The organism is Leclercia sp. 1548 (assembly GCF_050435045.1).
Classification (GTDB): Bacteria; Pseudomonadota; Gammaproteobacteria; order Enterobacterales; family Enterobacteriaceae; genus Enterobacter; species Enterobacter adecarboxylatus.
Genome location: NZ_JBNDJP010000001.1, coordinates 566,129 through 589,700, shown reverse-complemented (window position 1 = coordinate 589,700; position 23,572 = coordinate 566,129). Strand labels below are relative to the sequence as shown.

Sequence of the window (23,572 nt, the reverse complement as noted above, 5' to 3'; positions counted from 1 at the left end):
AAAAGCATTCACGGAGTTGTCTTAATCAGGCGCAGATACCTTATCCGGCGTAGCAACAGCCCGTGGCTGCCGGACGGCGCGCGACAAACTGATCCAGGAGTAAAAAGCGTTAAACATCACCACGCAGGCGGTGACAATAAACACTGCGCGAAAGCCGTAGCTGGCAGCAATACCGGCCCCGAGAAGCGGGCCGGTGACGTTGCCGATATCACGAAACGACTGGTTATAGCTGAAGATACGCCCGGCAATCTGGTTGGTGGAGTTATAAACCAGCAAGGTCTGTACGGCGGGCAGCAGGGCACCGTCGGCTGCCCCGAGTAAAAAGCGCAGCACGCCCAGTTGCCACGGCGATTGCACGAAGGACATCGGGATAAGCAGCAGAACGGAGATCACCAGCGCGACAATCAGGATCCTTTCCGGGCCGATGCGATCCCCCAGTTTCCCCAGCCGCGGGGCGCTGATCAGGGCGGCCACGCCAGGAACCGAGGCGATTAGGCCGCTGATAAAGGCGATGTTGCTGACGTGGCCCGCAAGGTCACGGACGTACAGGGTCAGGATCGGCGCAATGGACCCGGTTGCCACCTGAATGATCAGGGTGGTGACAAACAGACTGAGCACCAGACGGGGATTTTTCAGCGAGGCAAACACCTGACGGGCGTGCAGCATCTCTTTTTTGGGTACGGGGGTGAAATTTTCCCGGATGCAAAAAAAGGTCAGCAGGAAGCAGGCAAACAGGACGACCGCCGTGATGAAAAATACCGGGCGCAGGCCGTAGCTGTCTGCCAGTAATCCTCCGGCCAGCGGGCCGAGCAGGGCGCCGCTTACAGCGCCGGTGGAGAGCGTTCCTAACGCCCAACCGCTTTTGTTGCGGGGAATTTGCGTGGCGATAAGCGCATTGGCATTGGGCACAAATCCGCCCAGTAGCCCCAGCACGGCGCGTAAGATCAGAAACTGCCAGATGTTTTGCGCCATCCCCATCAGCAACATAATAATTGCCATGCCCAGCGCCGAACGCAGGAGCATAATTTTACGCCCTTTGCGATCCGCCAGCCCGCCCCAGAATGGCGACGCGATGGCGGAGAAGAGGAAGGTGATGCTGAACACCAGCCCGGACCACATGTTAAGGGCGCTGTGGCCGCTGACGCCCAGCTGTTCGACATACAGCGGCAGGAAAGGCATCACCAGGCTAAAGGCGGCTCCCGTAAGAAAGCAGCCCAGCCAGGCTACGATAAGGTTGCGCTTCCAGTTTATTGGCGTTTCTGAAGGAGACATAGCTACCCGCGTTATGATGCGCAGCGGCATCATTATTTGAAGGAATTAATAAGCCTGCTAATTATGCGCCTGGGTGATGGTTGCTGCAATGTGGGAAAGCATCATACGTCAAAGGGGAGATGCGGCCGGTCAGGCCGCAGGAGAAGACATTAATAGCGGGAAGGCACCCCTTCAGGGCGGGTTTTAAACCGGCGGTGCAGCCACATATACTGTTCAGGTGCCAGCAGGATGCACTTCTCAACCACCTCATTCATCCACGCCGCGGTGGTTATCGCATCGTCCAGAGGCGGAGAACACTCAGGTTCCAGCATCATCAGCTCATAGCCTTTACCGTTGGCCTTCCGGCGCGGTACGAAGGGGACAATGGCTGCCTGTGACAAACGGGCCAGTGTCCAGGTGCCGGTGGTGGTGGCCGCTTCATCAACGGCAAAAAACGGAACAAAGACGCTGGCACCAGGGCCGTAGTCATGGTCCGGCGCATACCAGATCACCTCGCCGGATTTCAGCGCCCGGATCATCCCCTTAAGGTCTTTACGGTCGATCATGCTCTTGTTGGAGCGCATCCGACCCCAGGTTTGCAGCCAGTCGATCACCGGATTATCGTTCGGGCGATAGACACCGATGCCGGGAGCCTGCATGCCGAACATCCGCGCGCCGATCTCAAGGGTCAGAAAATGGACGCCAATCAGCAGTACGCCCGTTTTTTGCGCCTGAAGCTGATGCACTGGCTCCATTCCGGTGCCGGTCACTTCGGTCCAGCGCGCCATGCGTTTGTCGGACCAGAACCACGCCATGCCTGTCTCCATCAGCCCCATGCCGACGGATTCAAAATTCTTCACTACCATCTCGTGACGCTCTTGCTCGCTCATGTGCGGGAAACAGAGTTCCAGATTGCGTCGGGCAATGTAGGCGCGGCGTGACATAAAGCGCATTGCCAGGCGACCCATGCCGCAGCCAAGACGGTAGATCACGGGATAGGGCAGATGCACCAGTAACCATAATAAACCGATGCCAGCCCAGGTCAGCCAGTAACGAGGATGTAATAGCGCAATGGAAAATTTAGGTAATTGAGTCATGTCATTCCTGTTTTTGATACGTCCTGTCGGCAGATTGTCGCATTATTCGTTTCATATCCAAAACGCATAGCAACGAAATGTTCATTGAAGCCGCAATTGTTATGCTCTGCGCATTTTGAGGTGAGAAATGTAGCGCAAAATGAGGGGATGTAAATTCTCATTGTTTGCTATATGATGCCGCCCGATTTTCATTCTCACTACGATTGCAGGAACCGTACACCATGCCAGTGTTACACAACCTCATTTCGAACGAAGAGCTGAAAGCGCGTATGTTGGCTGAAACCGAACCGCGCACGACGATCTCGTTCTATAAATACTTCACTATCGTTAATCCACAGGCGACGCGCGACGCGCTGTACAAGGCGTTAACCGCCCTGAACGTCTTTGGCCGTATTTATCTGGCCCATGAAGGCATTAACGCCCAGATCAGCGTGCCGGAGAGCAAAGTCGACGCCTTGCGGGAATTTCTTTACGCCTTCGATCCGGCGCTGGATGGCCTGCGCCTGAACGTGGCGCTCGATGATGACGGTAAATCCTTCTGGGTGTTGCGCCTGAAAGTGCGTGAACGCATTGTGGCCGACGGCATTGACGATCCGACGTTTAACGCCAGCGATGTGGGCGAATACCTGAAAGCGGCCGATGTGAACGCCATGCTTGACGATCCCGACGCCGTGTTTATCGATATGCGTAACCACTACGAATATGAAGTGGGCCACTTTGAAAACGCGCTCGAAATCCCGGCGGATACTTTCCGTGAGCAACTGCCAAAAGCGGTTGAGATGATGCAAGAGCATAAGGACAAGAAAATTGTCATGTACTGCACCGGGGGCATCCGCTGTGAAAAAGCCAGCGCGTACATGAAACACAAAGGCTTCAACAAGGTCTGGCATATCGAGGGCGGGATCATTGAGTATGCCCGTCGCGCGCGTGAGCAAGGGCTGCCGGTACGCTTTATCGGTAAGAACTTCGTCTTTGATGAGCGGATGGGAGAGCGTATTTCTGACGATGTGATCGCCCATTGCCATCAGTGCGGCACCGCCTGCGATACCCATACCAACTGCAAAAACGACGGTTGTCACCTGCTGTTTATTCAGTGCCCGTCCTGCGCAGAGAAGTTCAACGGCTGTTGCAGCGAGCTGTGTAGCGAGGAGAGCATGTTGCCGGAAGAGGAGCAGCGCCGCCGCCGTGCCGGTCGCGAGAATGGCAATAAGATCTTCAATAAGTCGCGTGGGCGTCTGAACACCCGTCTGGGTATTCCTGACCCGGAATAACGCTAAAACCTTGCCCGGTCGCAGGATGCTGACCGGGCGAGGGCATTACTTCTGCTGAACCCCTTCCACTGAAATAATCAGCTCCACGTCCTGCGACGCCGGGCCAAGATCGGTCGTGATGTTGAAGTCTTTCAGATGGATTTTACCTGTCGCTTCAAAGCCAGCACGTTTGCCGCCCCACGGATCATCACCCTGACCAATCAGTTTTGCATCCAGCTTAACCGGCTTGGTCACGCCGTTCAGCGTCAGATTGCCGGTGATATCCAGATCTTCACCCTCTTTTTTCACCTCGGTAGAGGTAAAGGTGGCCTGCGGGTATTTCGCAACGTTAAGGAAATCTGCACTGCGCAGGTGCTTATCGCGCTCGGCGTGGTTGGTATCCAGGCTGTTGGTGTTCAGGGTGACATTCACCTTATCGGCCGCGGGATTTTTCTCATCAAACGTGAAGGACCCGTCGAAATCCTTGAAGGTGCCGTACAGCCAGCTGTAGCCCAGATGCTGGATGCGGAAGTTCACAAAGGCGTGCTGACCTTGTTTATCAATTTTGTAGTCGGCTGCTACCGCAGCACCGGTGGTGAACAGCAGAGAACCTAAGGTTAATCCCAGCAGGCTTTTTTTCATTTTATGCTCCAGAGTCAGGTGACGCTTTGCCCAACATACGTGTCAGGGTGGCGTCTTTGTCGATAAAGTGGTGTTTGATGGCCGCAAGACCATGCAGTGCAGATAACGAGACCACGCCCCAGGCCAGCCACAGATGAACAGTCCCGGCCAGATCGGCCTGCGCTCCGGCATCGGCCAACAGGGCAGGGACGTCAAACAGACCGAAGACGCTGATTGGCTTGCCGTCAGCAGTGGAAATTAAATAGCCGCTGATGAGAATGGCGAACAGCACCGCGTACAGAGCAACATGCGCCGCAGCGGCGGTCAGGCGCGTGGCGCGCGACTGGCTTTTCAGCGCCGGGGGAACCGGGGAGTAGTGGCGCCACAGCAGACGCACCACCAGGGCCAGCATTAGCATAAAGCCGATGCTTTTATGCAGTTCCGGTGCCTGGTGATACCAGCCATCGTAATAGCTGAGAGTAACCATCCATAATCCAAGGCCAAACATGCCATATACCGCAATAGCCATCAGCCAATGTAAACTCATGGAAATAACGCCATAGCGTGTGGGGGAATTACGCACCTGCATTGTGAATACCGAAATTAATTAGCGAGCGCTAAAAATGGCGTGGGTGAAACATTAATGCAAATGATATTTACAGATATTCATTATTAATTTTTGTTGTTCAGTATTTTCGAATGAATGTTTATATTAATAGTCAATATGGTTGTTAATGGTTTGTAGGAAGGCTGATCAGAGGCGGGTTATGACAAATTTATGATGTTCAAATAATTTATTCTGAAATTATAGTTATCTTAAGAATTGTCAATTTGTGTCAATATATCTCATCAGAAAAATACAATGTACAGAATATCGAGGATCGCCAGTAACGACCACAGCACAATATAGAGCATTAAATGCTCGCGAATATTATTGACCAGATAATTCACAATACGACGCATGAGGATACCGATAATAAAAGGAAGAAAGGCTTCGGCAACCCGAAGCCTGGCAGCATTATCGGCTAAAGCGCGACAGGGAGAAAGGCGTGAGATCAAATGGCGGGGCGATCTGCTGAGAGAATTGCGCGGCAATCTCACCCAGCACGCTGGCGAATTTGAAACCGTGACCGCTCAGGCCGGTGATCAGCAGCGTATTGTCGTGACCCGGCAGGGTGTCGATGATGAAATCTTCGTCCGGCGTGTTGTCATAGGTACAGGCTGCGCCATATAACAGGCCCCCGATACCCGGCAATATGTTGCGCAGGAATTTGAACGCTTCGGAGCCATCGCCAGGGTAAGCACCAAACGGCTTGCGCTCTTCCGGGGAGTTAATCACCTGCCCGCCGTTGTGTTTCCCAATCTTCAATGCATCTTTTTCCGACGGGAAGCCGTAGAACTGATCCCCGTCAGGCAGCTCGCCGGTGAACGCCGGGAAGTGATTCTGGTGGCTGTAACGGCCGTCGGACTGGAACCAGGAGAAAACCTTGCGCACAGGCTGGATCGGCAGGTCTGGCACCAGACGCGACACCCAGGTGCCAGCACTCACCAGCAGGCGATTGGCGCGGTATGGGCCTTCGGGCGTTTCGACGGTGACGCCGTCGTCCTGATGCGTAATCGCGTTGACCGGGCAGTTAAACAGCTGCGCACAGCCAGCCTCTTTCGCCAGTGCAATCCAGGTTTTTATCGCCAGTTCGCTGCGCAGCACACCGGATTCGGCTTCAAACAGACCGATATAGCCCTCGGGCACCTGAATTTCAGGCCAGCGTTTCATCACCGCCGCCGCGTCAAGCCGCTCAAGGTTAAGATTGAACTGACGGGCGCTTTGCTCAACGTTTGCCAGGAAGGACGACTCAGACGGCCCGAGATTGACGACGCCGGTGCGTTCAAAGACCGGCTCACCACTGATTTGGGCCAGTTCATCCCATAGCGCCTGCGCACGCAATACCAGCGGCACATAGCGTTCACCTTCTCCGTAAGCATGACGCATCAGGCGGGTGTCGCCGTGGTGGCTGCCTTCGGTATGGGGCGGCATATGGGCATCAATCATTAGTACGTTTTGCCCCGCCCGGGTTGCGTAATAACCTGCCGCTGCACCGACAGATCCGCTGCCAATAATAATTAGATCGTATTTCATCTGGTTCTCTTTACGCGTTTCGTTGCTTAGCAGGGTAATTAAGACCGGACGGTTATACAAGGGCGAAATAAATGAGGCACCGTGAGGTGCCTTTTGGGGTGAGAATGAGACATTACATTAATGTCGCTGGTACTCATTTGCCTCGTAGTCACTGGATTCTATTTTTGCAATACCGGCTTCTAAAATAGAAATAAACTGACGTGCAACATCTGTTGTTAACCATAGCGTCTGCCCAACCTCCGCTTCTTCGGTGTCAGGGTGGTCCGGGGTCTGGTAATGCAAACGCAGCATCAGTGCGTCGTAGCTATCTACAGTGCTGATATCCCAGCCAACAAGTGGATGTGTCTGGATGACTTCATTATTCTTTTCCATCATAACCCCCTGAATACGTGTTAAAAGACAACGACTGTGAGGTTCAATGCGTGTTTTTCTGAAGCAATTTCAGTATATCAATAAATAAGGCTTATGAAGGGAAAAAGAAACAGGGAGCAAGACATTTTTGTGTCTTTTAGGATTGTTTGAACATTAAAACATCATCTTGCAGATGATTTTTGATGGAGTCAGTCAGATTATTCGCAGTTCCGTTATGAAAACGAAAAAAAGCCGGGGCGACCCGGCAAAAAAAACAAAGAGGGAGAAAATTAATCGGTAATAAACCAGTCGTCAGCGCTTTCCCAGGTTTCCTGTAAAATTTCGCTGATGCGTTCTTTATCTTCTTTGGCACCACCGATAACCGAAAGATTGTTAGACCCGGCATAACGCACGGTGACAGCACCTTCGCGTTCGGGAAAGGAGTCATTTATACGGCGGGAAAATTCACCCGCCAGCGCGTCCAGCGCACCAGCAGGCAAAGCAGTTGTTCTGGCAATGGTGACTTCGATACGCATAGTTGCCCCCTGTGTAATATACTGTTTATTTATACAGTCATATTGTGGAACTTACAACAGGGGGCCAACAATTTTTAACCTTTCACCGTCCAGTGCACGGTTTCACCCGCGAGGAACGGGATCAGCGTGTCATCCGTCAGCGCAATAGACTCCACCACGCGGCTCTCTTCACGCACCAGCTCAACGTAGGTCTCATTGACCGGCAGGCCGTAGAAGCGAGGGCCGTTAAGGGAGCAGAAGGCCTCGAAGTGCTGCAGGGCGTTCATCTCGTCAAACACCTGGGCGTAGCTGGCCAGTGCGGTAGGGGCGTTGAAGCAGCCTGCGCAGCCACAGCTGGCCTCTTTGCGGTGACGGGCATGCGGGGCAGAGTCGGTGCCGAGGAAGGCGCGCTCAAAGCCGCTGGCGACCAGTTCACGCATCGCCTGCTGGTGGATATTACGCTTGAGGATCGGCAGGCAATAGAGGTGTGGGCGCACGCCGCCTACCAGCATGTGGTTGCGGTTGAACATCAGGTGCTGCGGAGTGATGGTAGCGGCCAGCAGTTCGTTACCGTCGCGCACGTACTCGGCCGCATCTTTGGTCGTGATGTGTTCAAACACCACTTTCAGACCCGGCAGACGCTGGCGCAGCGGTTCCATCACAGACTCGATAAAACGCGCTTCGCGGTCGAAGATGTCGATCTCGGCATGGGTGACTTCGCCATGCACCAGCAGCGGCATTCCCAGTTTTTCCATGCGCTCCAGCACCGGCATAATCGCATCAATGCTGGTCACGCCATGGCTGGAGTTGGTGGTGGCGTTGGCCGGATAGAGCTTGGCGGCGGTAAAGACCCCTTCGTTAAAGCCGCGTTCGATCTCGTTTGGATCGAGCGTGTCGGTCAGATAACAGGTCATCAGCGGGGTAAAATCGTGACCGGCAGGCACGGCAGCAAGAATGCGCTGACGATAGGCAATCGCCGCGTCGACCGTGGTGACGGGCGGTACCAGGTTTGGCATAACAATCGCGCGGCCATAAATTTCACTGGTATACGGCACGACAGTGTTGAGCATATCGCCATCGCGAAGATGGATATGCCAGTCGTCTGGGCGGCGAATTTTCAAAACCTGGGATGGTGCAGTCATGGATAGGCTCCGGCTGAGTGAGATGATTTTTGCCGGACACAAAGAATAGAGGGAAACGTTTTCGTTTGCACTCTTTTCCGCAAAAAAAGGCGCCGAAGCGCCTCAGAGGTTAATCGACGAAGGGGATAACAATCTCACCCGGTTTCACTTCGATCCCTTTTGCGTACTTTTTCGCCAGCGCTTCGCCCTTGCTGTTGTCTTCACGCAGGATGTAGGCCGGCTGGTGGTTGAAGTAGTTTTGCAGCGACTGATTCAGGTAGGGCATCAGCGTTTGCAGAACCGGTTTCATTTTATCCGGGGACACCACAGCGTCGGTAATCTCCATCTGCTGCAGATAGATTGCGCCCTGGTCTTTATTGAAGACCGGCAGCGCTTTTAATTTCAGTTTGATATTGGCTTTCTGGCTGCCGAACAGCGAGTTCATATCCAGGCTTGCATCCCCGGAGAGCATCACTTTGTTCGGCTCTTCACGGCCAATCTGGCTGGCGAGGTTGGTCAGGACAATATGCGCATCGGCCACGCCCGGGACGCCAATATCTTTCGCAAAGTTATTGCGCTTTTGCAGGGCCTGATTGATCTCTTGTTCACTGACGGTGTACTGGGTGAGCTGATTACAACCAACCAGCAGGCCGCTGACGATCAACGCAGTGGCAATAACGAATTTTTTCATGGTTTTCCTCGACATAGTGTCAGCGCTTCAATCCTGACGCGCCAGTATGTCAGGGGAGAGAGTGGCAGACCAGCAGAAAAAACTGATATCTGCGTCTGCCCGTCGATCAGGCGCCGGGTTCCAGAATGCCGGGCACGCGACGTTTATGGCTGAACTGCCAGCCCAGCGCAAAGAAGGTGAGAACCCCGATCAACGCCAGCATGACCCACGGCAACTCAGGCTGATGGAAGACTTTTCCGGCATCAAATAACCAGCCGCCACCGGCATACCCCAGCGCGCCGCCAATCGCCAGCCCAAGACGGCTAAAGCCCATATAGCTTCCCCGCGAGCGCGGGTCGGCCAGTTCGGCGCTCAGGGTTTCCCGGGCCGGTTCGGCAATGATTGAGCCGATATAGAACAGGCAAATCAGCATAAACAGCTGTTGCAGGGAATCTACCATGCCGATGGGCAGCATGCTCAGGGACATCAGCAGCAGCCCCGCCATCAGACGGTGCTCAAGACGGAACCGTTTTTCACTCCAGCGGGCAATCGGGTAGAGCAGAGAAAGAGAGAGGCAGGCTTCAATGGCGTACATCCATTTCACCGCTGCTGCGGAGCCCGCCACATCGTTGACCATGATTGGCAGCATCAGCATTACCTGCACCCCCAGCATGTAATAACCTGCCAGGGTCAGCACATAGGTGATAAAACGTTTATCGCGCCAGACCCGATCCAGCCCTTCGCGCACCGGCGCTTTCACGGTGGAGAGTTTCCATGCCGGTAACAGCCAGGCATTAAAGGCCGCGCAAAGGATAAACAGCACCGCGCCCGTGGCGCACACCAGACGAAAATCATATTGCAGCAGCCAACTGCCCAGCAGTGCGCCCACCACCGCCCCGGCACTGTCCTGCATCATCAGCAGGGAGAAAAAGCGTCCGCGATGCTGAGGGCGGATCAGTTTGACCACCAACGCCGTACGCGGCGGGTCGAACAGCGTGCCGCCCAGCCCGGAAATAATGCAGGAGACCCACAGCACCCATGGCTCATGGGCAATGGCCATGGTGGCAAACCCTGCCGCCCGCAGCAGCATGCCGGTGACGATCATCGGTTTGGCGCCGAAGCGATCGGCAATTGCGCCGCCGAACACCCCCAGCCCCTGCTGAACAAACTGGCGCATACCCAGCGCAATGCCGACCATCAGCGCCGCCCAGCCCATCTGATCGACAAAGCGAATTGAAATTAGCGGAAAAACGACAAAAAAGCCGAGCACAACCAGCATGTTATCAACGAGCAGGAAGTATTTGCCCAGACGGCGTGCGTGTGAGATACGGGACATTTCCCCTCCAGGGAAATATACCCGTCCATACTTCAAGTTGCCGGTGCGTTGACATGACTCGGCCCATGGCCTCGCCCCTTTGGGGCCAGCGCAAGCGCTGTCACTTACTGGGGTAAGCGCCTGGGGATTCGCTGCGTCGCCGCCTTCCTTCAACTCGAATTATTTAGGGTATAAAGATGATGAGCGCGCTAATATTCTGCGGCCTCGCCCGGTTTTTTCCCACAGCGCAGGCGACAATATTTTTTTATCAAAAAGGGACTTTGATTGAGGCTTTTAATCGAAAAATGTGAAAAGTCTTCAAAATGGTATGTCACTGTTTTCCCAGACGGCAGCGGCGCAGGTATAGTAAAGCTAACGGGTCAAGGTTGTAACTGGAAGGAGTTGTATCCATGTTTGGCTATCGCAGTAATGTGCCGAAAGTGCGCCTGACGACTGACCGGCTGGTGGTTCGTCTGGTGCATGAGCGTGATGCCTGGCGTCTGGCGGACTACTACGCAGAGAATCGTCAGTTTTTAAAACCCTGGGAGCCCGTGCGGGATGAGAGCCATTGTTATCCTTCTGGCTGGCAGGCCCGACTGAGCATGATTGCCGAGTTTCACAAGCAAGGCTCGGCGTTCTATTTTGCGCTGCTTGACCCCGATGAGAAAGAGATCATCGGGATCGCCAACTTTTCTAATGTGGTGCGGGGATCTTTTCACGCCTGCTACCTGGGCTATTCCATCGGGCAAAAATGGCAGGGGCAGGGGCTAATGTTTGAGGCCTTAACCTCGGCTATCCGCTATATGCAGCGCACCCAGCATATGCACCGCATCATGGCCAACTACATGCCGCACAATCAGCGCAGTGGCGATCTGCTGGCGCGCCTCGGATTTGACAAAGAGGGCTATGCAAAGGACTACCTGTTGATTGACGGCGAATGGCGCGATCATGTCCTGACAGCGCTGACGACTAAAGAGTGGAGCGCAGGACGCTAAGGAACAGAGATGAAATACCAACTAACCGCCACAGAAGCGCGCGTCATTGGCTGCCTGCTGGAAAAACAGGTCACCACGCCGGAACAGTATCCGCTCTCGGTGAATGCCGTTACCCTGGCCTGTAACCAAAAAACCAACCGTGAACCGGTGATGAATCTGGCTGAACATGAAGTGCAGGAGCAACTCGATGCGCTGGTAAAACGGCACTATCTGCGCACCGTCAGCGGCTTTGGCAACCGCGTCACCAAATATGAACAGCGGTTTTGTAACTCCGAGTTTGGCGCGTTAAAGCTGAACCCGGCTGAGGTGGCGCTGATCGCCACTCTGCTCCTGCGTGGGGCGCAAACGCCTGGCGAACTGCGTACCCGGGCCGCGCGCATGCACGAGTTCGCAGATATGCAGGAGGTAGAGCAGGCGCTTGAGGGCCTTGCCACCCGGGAAGATGGGCCTTTTGTTCTGCGTCTGGCGCGTGAGCCAGGCAAGCGCGAGAGCCGCTATATGCACCTTTTCAGCGGTGAAGTTGACACCGCCGACGCGGCACCCGAGGCCGCAGCGCCGGTTGCGGATGAGACCCTGCTGGCTCGCGTTGAAGCGCTGGAAAATGAAGTCGAAGAACTGAAACAGCGACTCGATTCGCTGCTGGCACATCTGGGAGATTAACGGTGACAAAATTACGTGTAGGCGTTGTAGGGCTGGGCGGAATCGCCCAGAAAGCCTGGCTGCCGGTGCTGAGCACTGCAACAGACTGGACATTGCAGGGTGCCTGGTCGCCGTCGCGGGATAAGGCGCTGCGGATCTGCGAGTCCGTGCGCATGCCTTATTATCCGTCGCTACAGGATCTGGCCCGCGACTGTGATGTGGTCTTTGTCCACACCTCCACCGTCACTCACTATCAGGTTGTCAGCGAGCTGCTACAGGCGGGCGTGCATGTTTGCGTCGATAAACCGCTGGCCGACAACCTGGCCGACGCCGAGCGGCTCATTGATCTCGCTGCACAGAAGAAGCTTACCCTGATGGTCGGCTTTAACCGCCGCTTCGCGCCCCTCTATCGGCAGCTCAAAACGCAGCTCACCGGTGCGGCATCGCTGCGGATGGACAAGCACCGGGCCGACAGTATCGGGCCAAACGATCTGCGCTTTACCCTGCTGGATGATTATCTTCATGTGGTGGATACCGCGCTGTGGCTGGCGGGGGATGAGGCCCGGCTCACCGGCGGCACGCTGCAAACCAACGATCAGGGGGCGATGGTCTATGCTGAGCACCATTTCAGCGCGGGCAATGTGCAAATAACCACCTCTATGCACCGCCGGGCGGGCAGCCAGCGGGAGTGGATCCAGGCGGTGACCGACGGTGCGCTTCTGGATATTACCGACATGCGCGAGTGGCGTGAGGAGCGGGGGACAGGTGTCATTACGCCAGCAATCCCGGGCTGGCAAAGCACCCTCGAACAGCGCGGCTTTGCGGGCTGCGCGCGTCACTTTATCGAATGCGTGCAAAATCAGACGGTTCCTGAAACCTCGGGGGAACAGGCGATCCGCGCCCAGCGTATCGTGGAGAAGCTCTGGCGCGAGGCCATGAGCGAATAACTCGCTGTAACATCTGCCCATAGCAATTCCTATGTTTACGAGTAGACTAGGCGCGTTTTCAGTTTTCCAGGTCGGGTAAGCATCGCGCCGCCCGGCGAAATTACGCCTGCTCTGCAGGCGTTTTGTTTCAGGTAGTGGACGCTCACATTAATGAACCTATTAAAATCGCTGGCTGCCGTCAGCTCGATGACCATGTTTTCGCGCGTGCTCGGCTTTGCGCGCGACGCCATTGTGGCGAGGGTCTTTGGCGCAGGGATGGCGACTGACGCCTTTTTTGTTGCTTTTAAACTGCCCAACCTGCTGCGCCGTATCTTTGCCGAAGGCGCATTCTCTCAGGCTTTCGTCCCCATCCTGGCTGAATACAAAAGTAAACAGGGGGAAGATGCGACTAAGGTGTTTGTCTCCTACGTCTCGGGCTTGCTGACCCTTGCCCTGGCGATCGTCACGGTGATCGGGATGTTAGCGGCACCCTGGGTGATCATGGTCACCGCGCCAGGATTTGCCGATACTGCCGATAAATTTGCCCTGACCTCGCAGCTGCTGCGCATTACGTTCCCCTATATTCTGCTGATCTCGCTGGCGTCGCTGGTGGGGGCGATCCTCAACACCTGGAACCGCTTCTCGGTCCCGGCGTTTGCCCCGACGTTCCTGAACGTCAGCATGATCGGCTTTGCGCTGTTCGCCGCGCCGCACTTCCATCCGCCGGTGTTGGCGCTGGCCTGGGCGGTGACGGTGGGGGGCGTGCTACAGCTGGCGTATCAACTGCCGCACCTGAAGAAAATCGGCATGCTGGTGCTGCCGCGCATTAACCTGCGTGATGCCGGAGCGATGCGGGTAGTGAAGCAGATGGGGCCGGCGATCCTCGGCGTCTCGGTGAGTCAGATTTCCCTTATCATCAACACCATCTTTGCCTCGTTCCTTGTCTCCGGGTCGGTCTCCTGGATGTACTATGCCGACCGCCTGATGGAGTTCCCGTCCGGGGTGCTGGGGGTGGCGCTGGGCACCATCCTGCTGCCGTCACTCTCCCGCAGCTTTGCCAGCGGCAACCATGATGAGTACTGCCGTCTGATGGACTGGGGGCTGCGCCTCTGCTTCCTGTTGGCACTGCCGAGCGCGGTGGCCCTGGGCATTCTCGCCAAACCGCTGACCGTTTCCCTGTTCCAGTACGGAAAATTCACCGCCTTTGACGCCGCCATGACCCAGCGGGCGCTGGTGGCCTATTCCGTCGGCCTGATGGGGCTGATCGTGGTGAAAGTGTTGGCCCCGGGTTTCTACTCGCGTCAGGACATCAAGACCCCGGTGAAGATTGCCATCGTCACCCTGATTATGACGCAGGTAATGAACCTGGCCTTTATTGGCCCGCTGAAGCATGCCGGTCTGTCGCTCTCCATCGGTCTGGCGGCCTGCCTTAACGCCGGGTTGCTCTACTGGCAGCTGAGAAAGCAGCAGATCTTTACCCCGCAGCCGGGATGGTCGAGCTTCCTGTTACGTTTGGTCATTGCGGTGCTGGTGATGGCTGCGGCGCTGGTTGGCATGCTGTACGTGATGCCGGACTGGTCGCTGGGCACGATGCCTTATCGACTGCTGCGCCTGATGGCGGTAGTGGTGGTGGGTGTTGTGGCCTACTTCGCAACCCTCGCCGTGCTGGGCTTTAAGGTAAAAGAGTTCGCCCGCCGTACGGCCTAAAGCAAAATCTAAAGCAAAAAAGGGGAGTACCTGTCGGTACTCCCCGTTCTCTGTCTGTCCCGTTCGGGCAATTAGATCGAAAACTTCTTCCCACTACTGCGTGAGCTGGATGTCTGGCCATTCGCGCCATACAGGGCCGGTTCCTGGTGCGGCTTCAGCACGTCCAGCGCCTGCTGGTTGCGGCTGATTTGTCCTTCAAGTAACCAGCCGTTGTGCTGATTGAGGTCGCGCAGATGCTGAGTTTTTTCAGTAATAGTTTGCCAGCGATCGGCCACATCATCATTTGCACTATGGCGCGCAGATTGCTCGGTACGTCGCTGCTGCTCCAGATAATCCAGAGTGGCCAGCAGGGAGCTTTTATCTTCGGTAATGCGCTGCAGTGCGCTGCCGTTGACATTCCCGGCAGAGAGCTGCTGCTGCTCGGCGTCCATAACCGTTTTCAGGTCGTTTAATACGACCGTCATGTGATCCATTATTTCCGTCAGACGACTCATACGGCGATTACTCTAAGAAACTTTGCGCATCCTGGATCAGCGCGTCAGCGATTTTACTGGTATCCATTTTTAGCTCACCGTTACGGATCGCGGTTTTCAGCGCTTCAACACGTTCCATGTTGATATCGTTGCTGCCTGGCTGCATCAGTTTTGCCTGGGCATCGCTCAGCGTGACGCTGGTGCTGTTAGTCGCAGCAGATTTTTGCGTGCGCGTTTTAGCTGTCGCAGTGTCATTCATTTCGCGAGGTTGTACAGTGCTAACCGGCTTCAGGGGCGATGTACGATCAATGCTCATTATGGTGTCCTCATCGAGGGTTGGCGGCGTTAGCGCCTGACATTATCATTTGTTAATGATTTATCGGCAGTCGCCGCATAATCTTTAAAAAGATTATAGGTTAATCAGAATATTCCCATCAGAATCGACCGTGCCGCTCACTACCTGGCCTGAAATCATCCTGACGCGGGCGTTTTGCGCCACGGCCGCATTGTTCAACGCTTTCCCTTCGCTGTTAACGCTAAAGCCTTCGCCGCTGGCGATCACCATGACCTGCTGTCCGGCTTTGACTCGCCATGACTGGCGCAGCATCGACAGTTGCAGAGGTTGCCCGGGCACCAGATCGCGCAAGCTAACGGCGTTCTGCGCCTGGTGAATATCCAGAATCGTGCGCGGCGGGAGCTGATCCAGCCTGCCGCGTTTCAGCGTAACGCTGTCTGGCTGCAAGGCCGCACCCCGGGGGATGTTCCGGGACGCGACAACATAATCGCCCGTCGCCTGAACTGCAACCTGTATAAACCGTTTTCCCGTGTCACAACGTGCCGTGACGCTCACGTTACCCCACTGTCGGGTGTTGCCAGCGACGCTGAATTCAGGCGTTTCGCAGGTGGGGAGCATGTTGGCTGGCGTGCGGATCTGAACCGAAACCTCATCGCTAAATCCAGCCAGTCGCTGGGCAAAAAACGCCGTCAGCTGAGCATTCAGATCCTGTGCCTGAGAGAGAGCGCTCCAGAGGAGCAGGGTTGCGGTCAAACCACCTTTGAGTGCCATATCGTCCGTTACCGTCGGATTACAGAATGAGCAGGATTCTACCTGTAGCGGGTGGGCATCAACGCAATAAATAGCGACGCATTTTGCGCTTATTCCGTCGATGACGGAGACGGGTTGAGATTTAAGCTATCCACTGAAATTTTGCCATCAGCGGAGGAGACATGCTCGATAAACTCGACGCCGCGCTACGTTTTCAGCAAGAAGCGCTCAACTTGCGTGCCCAGCGTCAGGAGATTCTGGCCGCCAATATCGCAAACGCCGATACCCCCGGGTTTCAGGCGCGTGATATCGATTTTTCCAGTGAATTAAAGAAAGTGATGGAGCGTGGTCGGGCCGAAAACAGCGGTGTTGCCCTTGCGCTGACCTCTGCACGTCATATTCCTGCAGAGACCGTCACGACCCCCAATACCGATTTACTTTATCGCATCCCGGATCAGCCATCTCTGGACGGTAACACCGTCGATATGGATCGGGAGCGTACGCAGTTCGCTGATAACAGTCTCAAGTACCAGATGGGGCTGACCGTTCTCGGTGGACAGATTAAAGGCATGATGAGTGTTCTGCAGGGAGGCAACTAATAATGGCCTTACTCAATATCTTTGATATCGCGGGTTCCGCGCTGACCGCGCAATCCCAACGTCTGAACGTGGCCGCCAGTAACATGGCGAACGCCGACAGCGTGACCGGCCCGGATGGCCAACCCTACCGCGCTAAACAGGTTGTGTTCCAGGTGGATGCTGCACCGGGTGCGGCAACCGGCGGGGTAAAAGTGGCCAACGTGATTGAGAGCCAGGCCCCGGACAAACTGGTGTACGAGCCGGGCAACCCGCTGGCCGACGCCAGTGGCTACGTCAAAATGCCGAACGTGGATGTGGTGGGTGAAATGGTTAACACCATGTCGGCGTCCCGCAGCTACCAGGCTAACGTAGAAGTGCTGAACACCGTGAAGAGCATGATGCTTAAAACGCTCACTCTGGGCCAGTAAAGGAGAGATCAATGTCCATTGCAGTCAATGTAAATGACAGGACGGCTACGACTGGCGTCGGTGGCACTACCGGCAGTAACTCCCTCACCGGAAGCAATGCTTCCGATCTGCAGGGCAGCTTTCTGACGCTGCTGGTCGCCCAGCTTAAAAACCAGGATCCAACCAACCCGATGCAGAACAACGAACTGACCACGCAGCTTGCGCAGATCAGTACGGTGAGCGGCATTGAGAAACTGAACACCACGCTGGGTTCTATTTCCGGGCAGATCGACAACAGCCAGTCGATGCAGGCCAGCACGCTGATTGGCCATGGCGTGATGATCCCTGGTTCGACCGTTCTGGCGGGCACCAGTGGTGCCGAAGGCTCGACCACCACCTCAACCACGCCATTTGGTGTTGAGTTGCAGCAGAGCGCAGACAAAGTGACGGCCACTATCACCGATAAGTCCGGTGCAGTGATACGGACCATTGACATTGGCGAGCTGAAAGCGGGCGTCCATACCTTTACCTGGGATGGTACTCAGACCGACGGCAGCACGGCACCAAACGGCTCTTACAACGTAGCGATTTCCGCCAGCAGCGGCAGCACGCAGCTGGTGGCCCAGCCACTGCAGTTTGCGATGGTGCAGGGTGTGATCCGCAGCGGTGGCGGTAACACGCTGGATCTCGGCACTTACGGTACCACCACACTCGACGAAGTTCGGCAGATTATTTAAGCCCTAACATTTACCAGGAGTAACTCATGGCCTTTTCACAAGCGGTCAGCGGCCTGAATGCTGCAGCCACTAACCTCGACGTCATTGGTAACAACATTGCCAACTCCGCGACCTACGGCTTTAAGTCCGGTAGCGCGTCATTCGCGGATATGTTCGCCGGTTCCAAAGTCGGTCTGGGCGTAAAAGTCGCCGGGATCACCCAGGACTTTTCAGATGGTACCACCACCAACACCGGTCGTGGTCTGGATGTGGCTATCAGCCAGAGCGGTTTTTTCCGTATGCTCGACAGCAACGGTTCTGTTTTTTACAGCCGTAACGGCCAGTTCAGCCTGGACGAAAACCGCAACCTGGTGAACATGCAGGGCTTACAGTTGACCGGCTATCCGGCAGCAGGTAGCCCTCCGACGGTTCAGACCGGTGCTAACCCACAGGCGATCACCATCCCTAATGACCTGATGCCCGCGAAAGCGACCAGCACTGCGGCGCAGCAGATCAACCTGAACTCCACGGACAGCGTGCCGAACATTGCGTTTGACGCGACCAATGCCAACCCGGATTCAGACAGCTTCAACAAGAAAGGCACTATCACCGTTTACGATAACCAGGGTAACGCCCACAACATGTATGTCTACTACGTAAAAAAAGCAGACAACAAATGGGATCTCTACACCCAGGACGGTAGCGTGACGAACGGTAAAATTACCAAAGCTGCACAGATGAACTTCGACAGCAATGGTAACCTGGACGGTATCTACAACTACAACGCCGCTGGCGTGTTGAGCGCGACCCCAAATGGCAACCCGGCGATCAACGTGACGACCGATCCACTGAGCGGTGCGCTGCCGGTGACCTTCTCCCTGAGCTTCCTGAACTCCATGCAGCAGAACACCGGGGCGAACAACATCGTGGCAACCAACCAGAACGGCTACAAGCCGGGCGACCTGGTGAGCTATCAGATCAACGATGACGGTACCGTGGTAGGTAACTACTCCAACGAACAAAACCAGGTGCTGGGTCAGATCGTCATGGCGAACTTCGCCAACAACGAAGGCCTGCAGTCTGAAGGTAACAACGTCTGGTCTGCTACCCAGTCTTCAGGCGTGGCGCTGCTGGGCACCGCCGGTTCCGGTAACTTCGGTACCCTGACCAACGGCGCGCTGGAAGCCTCCAACGTCGACCTGAGTAAAGAGCTGGTCAATATGATCGTCGCGCAGCGTAACTATCAGTCGAACGCGCAGACCATCAAAACGCAGGATCAGATCCTCAACACGCTGGTTAACCTCCGCTAAGTAGCTGACGGGATAGCTTAATGGATCACGCAATATATACCGCGATGGGCGCTGCCAGTCAGACGCTCAATCAGCAGGCAGTCACCGCCAGTAACCTGGCGAACGCCTCGACGCCAGGCTTCCGTGCGCAGCTCAATGCAATGCGCGCCGTGCCGGTGGAAGGGCTTTCCCTGCCGACGCGTACGTTGGTCACCGCCTCCACCCCAGGTGCCGATATGACACCGGGGCAGATGGACTATACCTCGCGCCCGCTCGACGTGGCGCTGCAGCAGGACGGCTGGCTGGCGGTTCAAACGGCCGACGGCAGCGAAGGCTACACCCGTAACGGTAACATCCAGGTGGATTCGGTCGGGCAACTGACCATCCAGGGACATCCGGTTATCGGTGAAGGCGGCCCGATCACCGTGCCGGAAGGCTCGGAGATCACCATCGCGGCAGACGGGACCATCTCGGCCCTGAACCCCGGCGATCCGCCAAACACCGTAGCGCCGGTTGGCCGCCTGAAGCTGGTAAAAGCCGAAGGTTTTGAAGTGCAGCGTGGCGACGACGGCATGTTCCGTCTGACCCAGGCGGCGCAGGCGACCCGTGGCGCGACCTTACAGGCCGACCCGAGCATTCGCGTCATGTCTGGCGTGCTGGAAGGCAGTAACGTTAAGCCGGTCGCGGCGATGACCGACATGATCGCCAGCGCGCGCCGTTTTGAAATGCAGATGAAGGTCATCTCCAGCGTTGATGAAAACGCCGGGCGCGCCAACCAGCTGCTGTCAATGAGTTAACAGGACACCTTATGATCAGTTCTTTATGGATCGCGAAAACCGGCCTCGACGCACAGCAAACCAATATGGACGTCATCGCCAACAACCTGGCGAACGTCAGCACCAACGGTTTTAAGCGTCAGCGTGCGGTTTTCGAAGATTTGCTTTACCAGACCATCCGTCAGCCGGGTGCGCAGTCGTCTGAACAGACCACGCTGCCATCCGGTCTGCAGATCGGTACCGGTGTTCGTCCGGTGGCGACCGAGCGTCTGCACAGCCAGGGTAACCTGTCTCAGACCAACAACAGCAAAGACGTGGCAATCAAAGGCCAGGGCTTCTTCCAGGTGCAGTTGCCGGACGGTACCTCGGCCTACACCCGTGACGGCTCGTTCCAGGTGGATCAGAACGGCCAGCTGGTGACGGCGGGCGGTTTCCAGGTGCAACCTGCCATCACCATTCCGGCTAATGCCCTGAGCATTACTATCGGCCGTGACGGGATTGTGAGCGTGACCCAGCAGGGCCAGGCCGCGCCGGTGCAGGTAGGCCAGCTTAACCTGACCACCTTCATGAACGACACCGGTCTGGAAAGCATCGGTGAGAACCTGTACATCGAAACTCAGTCCTCCGGTGCGCCGAACGAGAGCACGCCAGGTCTGAACGGTTCAGGTCTGCTGTACCAGGGGTATGTGGAAACCTCAAACGTCAACGTCGCGGAAGAGCTGGTGAATATGATCCAGGTTCAGCGCGCGTACGAAATTAACAGTAAAGCAGTGTCGACGACCGACCAGATGCTGCAGAAACTGACGCAACTCTAAGGTGTAGCCCGGTGCGGTTCACGCCGCACCGGCTCCCTGTTTTCGAAGATGAAGGCAATGCAAAAACTCGCGGCGATTCGTTATCCGATAGTGACCCTCCTGGCCGTTACCCTGACCGGTTGCGCCTGGATCCCGTCTCAACCTCTGGTGCAGGGTGCGACTTCCGCCCAACCCGTTCCTGGCCCGATGCCAGTCGCGAATGGCTCTATTTTCCAGACAGCGCAGCCGATTAACTACGGTTATCAGCCGATGTTTGAAGACCGTCGCCCACGTAATATCGGCGACACGCTGACCATCCAGCTTCAGGAAAACGTCAGCGCCAGCAAAAGCTCCTCAGCCAATGCCAGCCGCGACGGGAAAACCAATTTTGGTTTCGACACTGTGCCGCGTTACCTCGAAGGACTCTTCGGTAATGCCCGCGCCGATGTTGAGACGTCTGGCGGCAACTCCTTTAACGGTAAAGGCGGCGCCAATGCCAGCAACACCTTTAGCGGCACGTTGACGGTGACCGTTGACCAGGTGCTGGCGAACGGCAATTTACATGTTGTGGGTGAAAAACAGATCGCCATTAATCAGGGCACTGAGTTCATTCGCTTCTCCGGTGTGGTTAACCCTCGCACCATCAGCGGCTCCAACACCGTACCGTCCACCCAGGTGGCCGATGCGCGCATTGAGTACGTCGGCAACGGCTACATCAATGAAGCGCAGAATATGGGCTGGTTGCAGCGTTTCTTCCTTAATTTATCGCCGATGTAAGCGAGGTGACCTATGTTTAAATCCCTCTTCGGGATCCTGTTGGTGCTGGTGGCAACTGTTGCCCAGGCCGACCGTATCCGCGATCTCACAAGCGTTCAGGGTGTGCGGGAAAACTCACTGATCGGTTACGGCCTGGTGGTGGGACTGGACGGCACGGGTGACCAGACGACCCAGACCCCGTTTACTACGCAGAGCCTGAATAACATGCTCTCCCAGCTCGGCATTACGGTGCCCGCCGGGACCAACATGCAGCTGAAAAACGTGGCGGCCGTGATGGTCACCGCCTCCTACCCGGCCTTTTCCCGCCAGGGGCAGACCATCGACGTGGTGGTCTCCTCCATGGGTAACGCGAAAAGCCTGCGTGGCGGTACGCTGCTGATGACGCCGCTGAAAGGGGTGGACAGCCAGGTGTATGCCCTCGCGCAGGGTAACATTCTTGTCGGCGGGGCAGGTGCATCCGCAGGCGGCAGCAGCGTGCAGGTTAACCAGCTTAATGGCGGCCGTATTACCAACGGGGCGATCATTGAGCGTGAACTGCCGACCCAGTTCGGCACCGGGAACACCATCAACCTGCAGCTGAACGACGACGACTTCACCATGGCGCAGCAGATCGCTGACACCATCAACCGTGGTCGCGGCTATGGCAGTGCCACGGCGCTGGACGCCCGCACCGTGCAGATCCGTGTCTCCAGCGGCAACAGCAACCAGGTTCGCCTGCTGGCGGATATCCAGAACATGGAAGTGAACGTCACGCCGCAGGATGCCAAAGTGATCATCAACTCCCGTACCGGTTCGGTGGTAATGAACCGTGAAGTGACTCTGGACAACTGTGCCGTGGCGCAGGGCAACCTCTCGGTCACCGTCAACCGCTCGGCTAACGTCAGCCAGCCGGATACGCCGTTTGGCGGCGGTGAAACCGTAGTGACGCCACAGACCCAGATTGATATGCGTCAGAGCGGCGGCTCGCTGCAGAGCGTGCGCTCCAGCGCCAACCTGAACAACGTGGTGCGTGCGCTGAATGCGCTCGGCGCGACCCCGATCGATCTGATGTCGATTCTGCAATCCATGCAGAGCGCAGGCTGCCTGCGCGCCAAAGTGGAAATTATCTGATGCTGACCGATAGCAAACTGCTGAGCAGCGCGGCCTGGGATACCCAGTCGCTCAACGAACTGAAATCCAAAGCAGGCAAAGATCCGGCGGGTAATATCCGCCCGGTTGCCCGCCAGGTGGAAGGGATGTTTGTCCAGATGATGCTGAAAAGCATGCGTGAGGCGCTACCGAAAGATGGCATCTTCAGCAGCGATTCAACGCGTCTGTATACCAGCATGTATGACCAGCAGATTGCGCAGCAGATGACTTCCGGTAAAGGGCTGGGGCTGGCGGATGTGATTGTTAAGCAGATGGCGGCCGCTCAGGGCGTGCCGCCGGAAGAGACCCCTCAACAGGTCCCGATGAAGTTCGACCTGGAAAGGGTGACCAGCTATCAAAACCAGTCCCTGACGCAAATGGTGCGTAAAGCAGTGCCGAAAGTGCCAGAAAGTAACGATGAGCCGCTCACCGGCGACAGCAAAGACTTCCTGGCCCAGCTCTCGCTGCCGGCGCGTCTTGCCAGCCAGCAGAGCGGGGTACCGCATCACCTGATTCTGGCCCAGGCGGCGCTGGAATCTGGCTGGGGGCAACGGCAGATCCGTCGTGAGAACGGCGAGCCAAGCTTCAACATCTTTGGTGTGAAGGCCACAGGAAGCTGGAAAGGGCCAACCACCGAGATCACCACCACCGAATATGAAAACGGTGAAGCGAAGAAAATTAAAGCGAAGTTCCGCGTCTACAGCTCATATCTGGAAGCGCTTTCGGACTATGTCGGGGTGCTGAGCCGTAACCCACGCTATGCGGCAGTGACTCAGGCCGCCACGGCAGAGCAGGGTGCACAAGCGTTGCAGCAAGCGGGCTACGCCACCGATCCGCAGTATGCCCGTAAGCTGACCAGCATGATCCAGCAGCTTAAAGCGATGGGTGAAAAAGTGAGCAAAGCATACAGCAACGATATCGAAAATCTGTTCTGAAAGTTCTCAAGTCCGGCTGGGGCCTGCCGATAATCTCCAACAGGACTCGTGTCTGAAAG

28 protein-coding genes are annotated in these 23,572 nt (G+C 56.1%); 14 read left to right on the top strand and 14 right to left on the bottom strand.

The window, feature by feature from the left end:
- Window positions 1-21: 21 nt before the first annotated feature.
- Both mdtG and ABIE02_RS02905 read right to left on the bottom strand, forming a co-directional pair.
- Window positions 22-1,272, bottom strand: coding sequence for a multidrug efflux MFS transporter MdtG (mdtG, locus tag ABIE02_RS02910; protein WP_032617644.1), 1,251 nt, complete (start codon window positions 1,270-1,272; stop codon window positions 22-24).
- A 149-nt stretch (window positions 1,273-1,421) separates the two neighbouring features.
- Window positions 1,422-2,348: a Kdo(2)-lipid IV(A) acyltransferase gene (locus ABIE02_RS02905; RefSeq protein WP_032617512.1), complete on the bottom strand. Its 927-nt coding sequence runs from the start codon at window positions 2,346-2,348 to the stop codon at window positions 1,422-1,424.
- 221 nt (window positions 2,349-2,569) lie between these two features.
- Between ABIE02_RS02905 and ABIE02_RS02900 the strand changes: the two genes are divergently transcribed.
- Entirely contained in the window at window positions 2,570-3,619 is a 1,050-nt protein-coding gene (locus ABIE02_RS02900) for a rhodanese-related sulfurtransferase (protein ID WP_059308280.1), read from the top strand.
- 45 nt (window positions 3,620-3,664) lie between these two features.
- On the opposite strand, the gene ABIE02_RS02895 is transcribed toward ABIE02_RS02900, so the two are convergent.
- The 9 genes from ABIE02_RS02895 to mdtH form a co-directional block, all read right to left on the bottom strand.
- Window positions 3,665-4,240, bottom strand: a complete 576-nt coding sequence (locus ABIE02_RS02895; RefSeq protein WP_032617514.1) for a YceI family protein — start codon at window positions 4,238-4,240, stop codon at window positions 3,665-3,667.
- Window position 4,241: 1 nt separating this feature from the next.
- Window positions 4,242-4,808: a cytochrome b gene (locus ABIE02_RS02890; RefSeq protein WP_059308279.1), complete on the bottom strand. Its 567-nt coding sequence runs from the start codon at window positions 4,806-4,808 to the stop codon at window positions 4,242-4,244.
- A 260-nt stretch (window positions 4,809-5,068) separates the two neighbouring features.
- Entirely contained in the window at window positions 5,069-5,182 is a 114-nt protein-coding gene (locus tag ABIE02_RS02885; protein ID WP_103792939.1) for a YceO family protein, read from the bottom strand.
- 55 nt (window positions 5,183-5,237) lie between these two features.
- Window positions 5,238-6,356: an N-methyl-L-tryptophan oxidase gene (gene solA, locus ABIE02_RS02880; RefSeq protein ID WP_032617645.1), complete on the bottom strand. Its 1,119-nt coding sequence runs from the start codon at window positions 6,354-6,356 to the stop codon at window positions 5,238-5,240.
- Between the two features lie 117 nt (window positions 6,357-6,473).
- Window positions 6,474-6,728: a biofilm formation regulator BssS gene (bssS, locus tag ABIE02_RS02875; RefSeq protein ID WP_032617517.1), complete on the bottom strand. Its 255-nt coding sequence runs from the start codon at window positions 6,726-6,728 to the stop codon at window positions 6,474-6,476.
- A gap of 269 nt (window positions 6,729-6,997) precedes the next feature.
- Window positions 6,998-7,243, bottom strand: a complete 246-nt coding sequence (gene dinI / locus ABIE02_RS02870) for a DNA damage-inducible protein I (protein ID WP_032617518.1) — start codon at window positions 7,241-7,243, stop codon at window positions 6,998-7,000.
- A 74-nt stretch (window positions 7,244-7,317) separates the two neighbouring features.
- On the bottom strand, window positions 7,318-8,364 hold the full coding sequence (gene pyrC / locus ABIE02_RS02865; RefSeq protein ID WP_230431369.1) for a dihydroorotase: 1,047 nt from the start codon (window positions 8,362-8,364) through the stop codon (window positions 7,318-7,320).
- Window positions 8,365-8,473: 109 nt separating this feature from the next.
- Window positions 8,474-9,034 (bottom strand): lipoprotein, encoded by a 561-nt coding sequence (locus tag ABIE02_RS02860; RefSeq protein WP_032617521.1) that lies wholly within the window; start codon window positions 9,032-9,034, stop codon window positions 8,474-8,476.
- A 106-nt stretch (window positions 9,035-9,140) separates the two neighbouring features.
- Window positions 9,141-10,349 carry a multidrug efflux MFS transporter MdtH gene (gene mdtH, locus ABIE02_RS02855; RefSeq protein WP_059308277.1) on the bottom strand — a complete coding sequence of 403 codons (1,209 nt, stop codon included), beginning with the start codon at window positions 10,347-10,349 and terminating at the stop codon, window positions 9,141-9,143.
- 389 nt (window positions 10,350-10,738) lie between these two features.
- Between mdtH and rimJ the strand changes: the two genes are divergently transcribed.
- The 4 genes from rimJ (at window position 10,739) to murJ (ending at window position 14,595) form a co-directional block, all read left to right on the top strand.
- Window positions 10,739-11,323 carry a ribosomal protein S5-alanine N-acetyltransferase gene (gene rimJ / locus ABIE02_RS02850; RefSeq protein ID WP_032617523.1) on the top strand — a complete coding sequence of 195 codons (585 nt, stop codon included), beginning with the start codon at window positions 10,739-10,741 and terminating at the stop codon, window positions 11,321-11,323.
- A 9-nt stretch (window positions 11,324-11,332) separates the two neighbouring features.
- Window positions 11,333-11,983 carry a YceH family protein gene (locus ABIE02_RS02845; protein ID WP_059308276.1) on the top strand — a complete coding sequence of 217 codons (651 nt, stop codon included), beginning with the start codon at window positions 11,333-11,335 and terminating at the stop codon, window positions 11,981-11,983.
- A gap of 2 nt (window positions 11,984-11,985) precedes the next feature.
- The gene (locus ABIE02_RS02840) at window positions 11,986-12,909 is read left to right on the top strand and encodes a Gfo/Idh/MocA family protein (RefSeq protein ID WP_077226834.1); all 924 of its coding nucleotides are present in this window, start codon (window positions 11,986-11,988) and stop codon (window positions 12,907-12,909) included.
- Window positions 12,910-13,059: 150 nt separating this feature from the next.
- On the top strand, window positions 13,060-14,595 hold the full coding sequence (murJ, locus tag ABIE02_RS02835; protein WP_032617526.1) for a murein biosynthesis integral membrane protein MurJ: 1,536 nt from the start codon (window positions 13,060-13,062) through the stop codon (window positions 14,593-14,595).
- Between the two features lie 71 nt (window positions 14,596-14,666).
- Here murJ and flgN read toward each other — a convergent pair whose 3' ends face one another.
- The 3 genes from flgN to flgA form a co-directional block, all read right to left on the bottom strand.
- Window positions 14,667-15,089: a flagella biosynthesis chaperone FlgN gene (gene flgN, locus ABIE02_RS02830; protein ID WP_032617527.1), complete on the bottom strand. Its 423-nt coding sequence runs from the start codon at window positions 15,087-15,089 to the stop codon at window positions 14,667-14,669.
- Between the two features lie 7 nt (window positions 15,090-15,096).
- Entirely contained in the window at window positions 15,097-15,384 is a 288-nt protein-coding gene (flgM, locus tag ABIE02_RS02825; RefSeq protein ID WP_077226833.1) for a flagellar biosynthesis anti-sigma factor FlgM, read from the bottom strand.
- Window positions 15,385-15,477: 93 nt separating this feature from the next.
- Entirely contained in the window at window positions 15,478-16,134 is a 657-nt protein-coding gene (gene flgA, locus ABIE02_RS02820; RefSeq protein ID WP_077226832.1) for a flagellar basal body P-ring formation chaperone FlgA, read from the bottom strand.
- A 161-nt stretch (window positions 16,135-16,295) separates the two neighbouring features.
- Here flgA and flgB point away from each other — a divergent pair, with 161 nt between their 5' ends.
- Genes flgB through flgJ form a run of 9 tightly spaced genes read left to right on the top strand, consistent with a single transcriptional unit; the run spans window position 16,296 to window position 23,513 of the window.
- Entirely contained in the window at window positions 16,296-16,712 is a 417-nt protein-coding gene (gene flgB / locus ABIE02_RS02815) for a flagellar basal body rod protein FlgB (RefSeq protein WP_032617531.1), read from the top strand.
- 2 nt (window positions 16,713-16,714) lie between these two features.
- Window positions 16,715-17,119, top strand: a complete 405-nt coding sequence (gene flgC / locus ABIE02_RS02810) for a flagellar basal body rod protein FlgC (RefSeq protein ID WP_032617532.1) — start codon at window positions 16,715-16,717, stop codon at window positions 17,117-17,119.
- 11 nt (window positions 17,120-17,130) lie between these two features.
- Window positions 17,131-17,835, top strand: coding sequence for a flagellar hook assembly protein FlgD (flgD, locus tag ABIE02_RS02805; RefSeq protein ID WP_032617533.1), 705 nt, complete (start codon window positions 17,131-17,133; stop codon window positions 17,833-17,835).
- A gap of 26 nt (window positions 17,836-17,861) precedes the next feature.
- Window positions 17,862-19,124, top strand: coding sequence for a flagellar hook protein FlgE (gene flgE, locus ABIE02_RS02800; RefSeq protein ID WP_117386057.1), 1,263 nt, complete (start codon window positions 17,862-17,864; stop codon window positions 19,122-19,124).
- A gap of 20 nt (window positions 19,125-19,144) precedes the next feature.
- Window positions 19,145-19,900: a flagellar basal body rod protein FlgF gene (locus ABIE02_RS02795; RefSeq protein ID WP_032617535.1), complete on the top strand. Its 756-nt coding sequence runs from the start codon at window positions 19,145-19,147 to the stop codon at window positions 19,898-19,900.
- A gap of 11 nt (window positions 19,901-19,911) precedes the next feature.
- Window positions 19,912-20,694 carry a flagellar basal-body rod protein FlgG gene (gene flgG, locus ABIE02_RS02790; RefSeq protein ID WP_032617536.1) on the top strand — a complete coding sequence of 261 codons (783 nt, stop codon included), beginning with the start codon at window positions 19,912-19,914 and terminating at the stop codon, window positions 20,692-20,694.
- Window positions 20,695-20,751: 57 nt separating this feature from the next.
- The gene (flgH, locus tag ABIE02_RS02785) at window positions 20,752-21,450 is read left to right on the top strand and encodes a flagellar basal body L-ring protein FlgH (RefSeq protein WP_032617537.1); all 699 of its coding nucleotides are present in this window, start codon (window positions 20,752-20,754) and stop codon (window positions 21,448-21,450) included.
- A 12-nt stretch (window positions 21,451-21,462) separates the two neighbouring features.
- On the top strand, window positions 21,463-22,560 hold the full coding sequence (locus tag ABIE02_RS02780) for a flagellar basal body P-ring protein FlgI (RefSeq protein WP_032617538.1): 1,098 nt from the start codon (window positions 21,463-21,465) through the stop codon (window positions 22,558-22,560).
- Window positions 22,560-23,513, top strand: a complete 954-nt coding sequence (gene flgJ, locus ABIE02_RS02775; protein ID WP_032617539.1) for a flagellar assembly peptidoglycan hydrolase FlgJ — start codon at window positions 22,560-22,562, stop codon at window positions 23,511-23,513. Before ABIE02_RS02780 ends, flgJ begins: the two co-directional genes overlap by 1 nt.
- Window positions 23,514-23,572: the final 59 nt, after the last annotated feature.

Coding starts and splice junctions, on each gene's coding strand:
- mdtG (WP_032617644.1), bottom strand. CDS start 1,272: ATGTCTCCTTCAGAAACGCCAATAAACTGGAAGCGCAACCTTATCGTA.
- ABIE02_RS02905 (WP_032617512.1), bottom strand. CDS start 2,348: ATGACTCAATTACCTAAATTTTCCATTGCGCTATTACATCCTCGTTAC.
- ABIE02_RS02900 (WP_059308280.1), top strand. CDS start 2,570: ATGCCAGTGTTACACAACCTCATTTCGAACGAAGAGCTGAAAGCGCGT.
- ABIE02_RS02895 (WP_032617514.1), bottom strand. CDS start 4,240: ATGAAAAAAAGCCTGCTGGGATTAACCTTAGGTTCTCTGCTGTTCACC.
- ABIE02_RS02890 (WP_059308279.1), bottom strand. CDS start 4,808: ATGCAGGTGCGTAATTCCCCCACACGCTATGGCGTTATTTCCATGAGT.
- ABIE02_RS02885 (WP_103792939.1), bottom strand. CDS start 5,182: ATGCGTCGTATTGTGAATTATCTGGTCAATAATATTCGCGAGCATTTA.
- solA (WP_032617645.1), bottom strand. CDS start 6,356: ATGAAATACGATCTAATTATTATTGGCAGCGGATCTGTCGGTGCAGCG.
- bssS (WP_032617517.1), bottom strand. CDS start 6,728: ATGGAAAAGAATAATGAAGTCATCCAGACACATCCACTTGTTGGCTGG.
- dinI (WP_032617518.1), bottom strand. CDS start 7,243: ATGCGTATCGAAGTCACCATTGCCAGAACAACTGCTTTGCCTGCTGGT.
- pyrC (WP_230431369.1), bottom strand. CDS start 8,364: ATGACTGCACCATCCCAGGTTTTGAAAATTCGCCGCCCAGACGACTGG.
- ABIE02_RS02860 (WP_032617521.1), bottom strand. CDS start 9,034: ATGAAAAAATTCGTTATTGCCACTGCGTTGATCGTCAGCGGCCTGCTG.
- mdtH (WP_059308277.1), bottom strand. CDS start 10,349: ATGTCCCGTATCTCACACGCACGCCGTCTGGGCAAATACTTCCTGCTC.
- rimJ (WP_032617523.1), top strand. CDS start 10,739: ATGTTTGGCTATCGCAGTAATGTGCCGAAAGTGCGCCTGACGACTGAC.
- ABIE02_RS02845 (WP_059308276.1), top strand. CDS start 11,333: ATGAAATACCAACTAACCGCCACAGAAGCGCGCGTCATTGGCTGCCTG.
- murJ (WP_032617526.1), top strand. CDS start 13,060: ATGAACCTATTAAAATCGCTGGCTGCCGTCAGCTCGATGACCATGTTT.
- flgN (WP_032617527.1), bottom strand. CDS start 15,089: ATGAGTCGTCTGACGGAAATAATGGATCACATGACGGTCGTATTAAAC.
- flgM (WP_077226833.1), bottom strand. CDS start 15,384: ATGAGCATTGATCGTACATCGCCCCTGAAGCCGGTTAGCACTGTACAA.
- flgA (WP_077226832.1), bottom strand. CDS start 16,134: ATGGCACTCAAAGGTGGTTTGACCGCAACCCTGCTCCTCTGGAGCGCT.
- flgB (WP_032617531.1), top strand. CDS start 16,296: ATGCTCGATAAACTCGACGCCGCGCTACGTTTTCAGCAAGAAGCGCTC.
- flgC (WP_032617532.1), top strand. CDS start 16,715: ATGGCCTTACTCAATATCTTTGATATCGCGGGTTCCGCGCTGACCGCG.
- flgD (WP_032617533.1), top strand. CDS start 17,131: ATGTCCATTGCAGTCAATGTAAATGACAGGACGGCTACGACTGGCGTC.
- flgE (WP_117386057.1), top strand. CDS start 17,862: ATGGCCTTTTCACAAGCGGTCAGCGGCCTGAATGCTGCAGCCACTAAC.
- ABIE02_RS02795 (WP_032617535.1), top strand. CDS start 19,145: ATGGATCACGCAATATATACCGCGATGGGCGCTGCCAGTCAGACGCTC.
- flgG (WP_032617536.1), top strand. CDS start 19,912: ATGATCAGTTCTTTATGGATCGCGAAAACCGGCCTCGACGCACAGCAA.
- flgH (WP_032617537.1), top strand. CDS start 20,752: ATGCAAAAACTCGCGGCGATTCGTTATCCGATAGTGACCCTCCTGGCC.
- ABIE02_RS02780 (WP_032617538.1), top strand. CDS start 21,463: ATGTTTAAATCCCTCTTCGGGATCCTGTTGGTGCTGGTGGCAACTGTT.
- flgJ (WP_032617539.1), top strand. CDS start 22,560: ATGCTGACCGATAGCAAACTGCTGAGCAGCGCGGCCTGGGATACCCAG.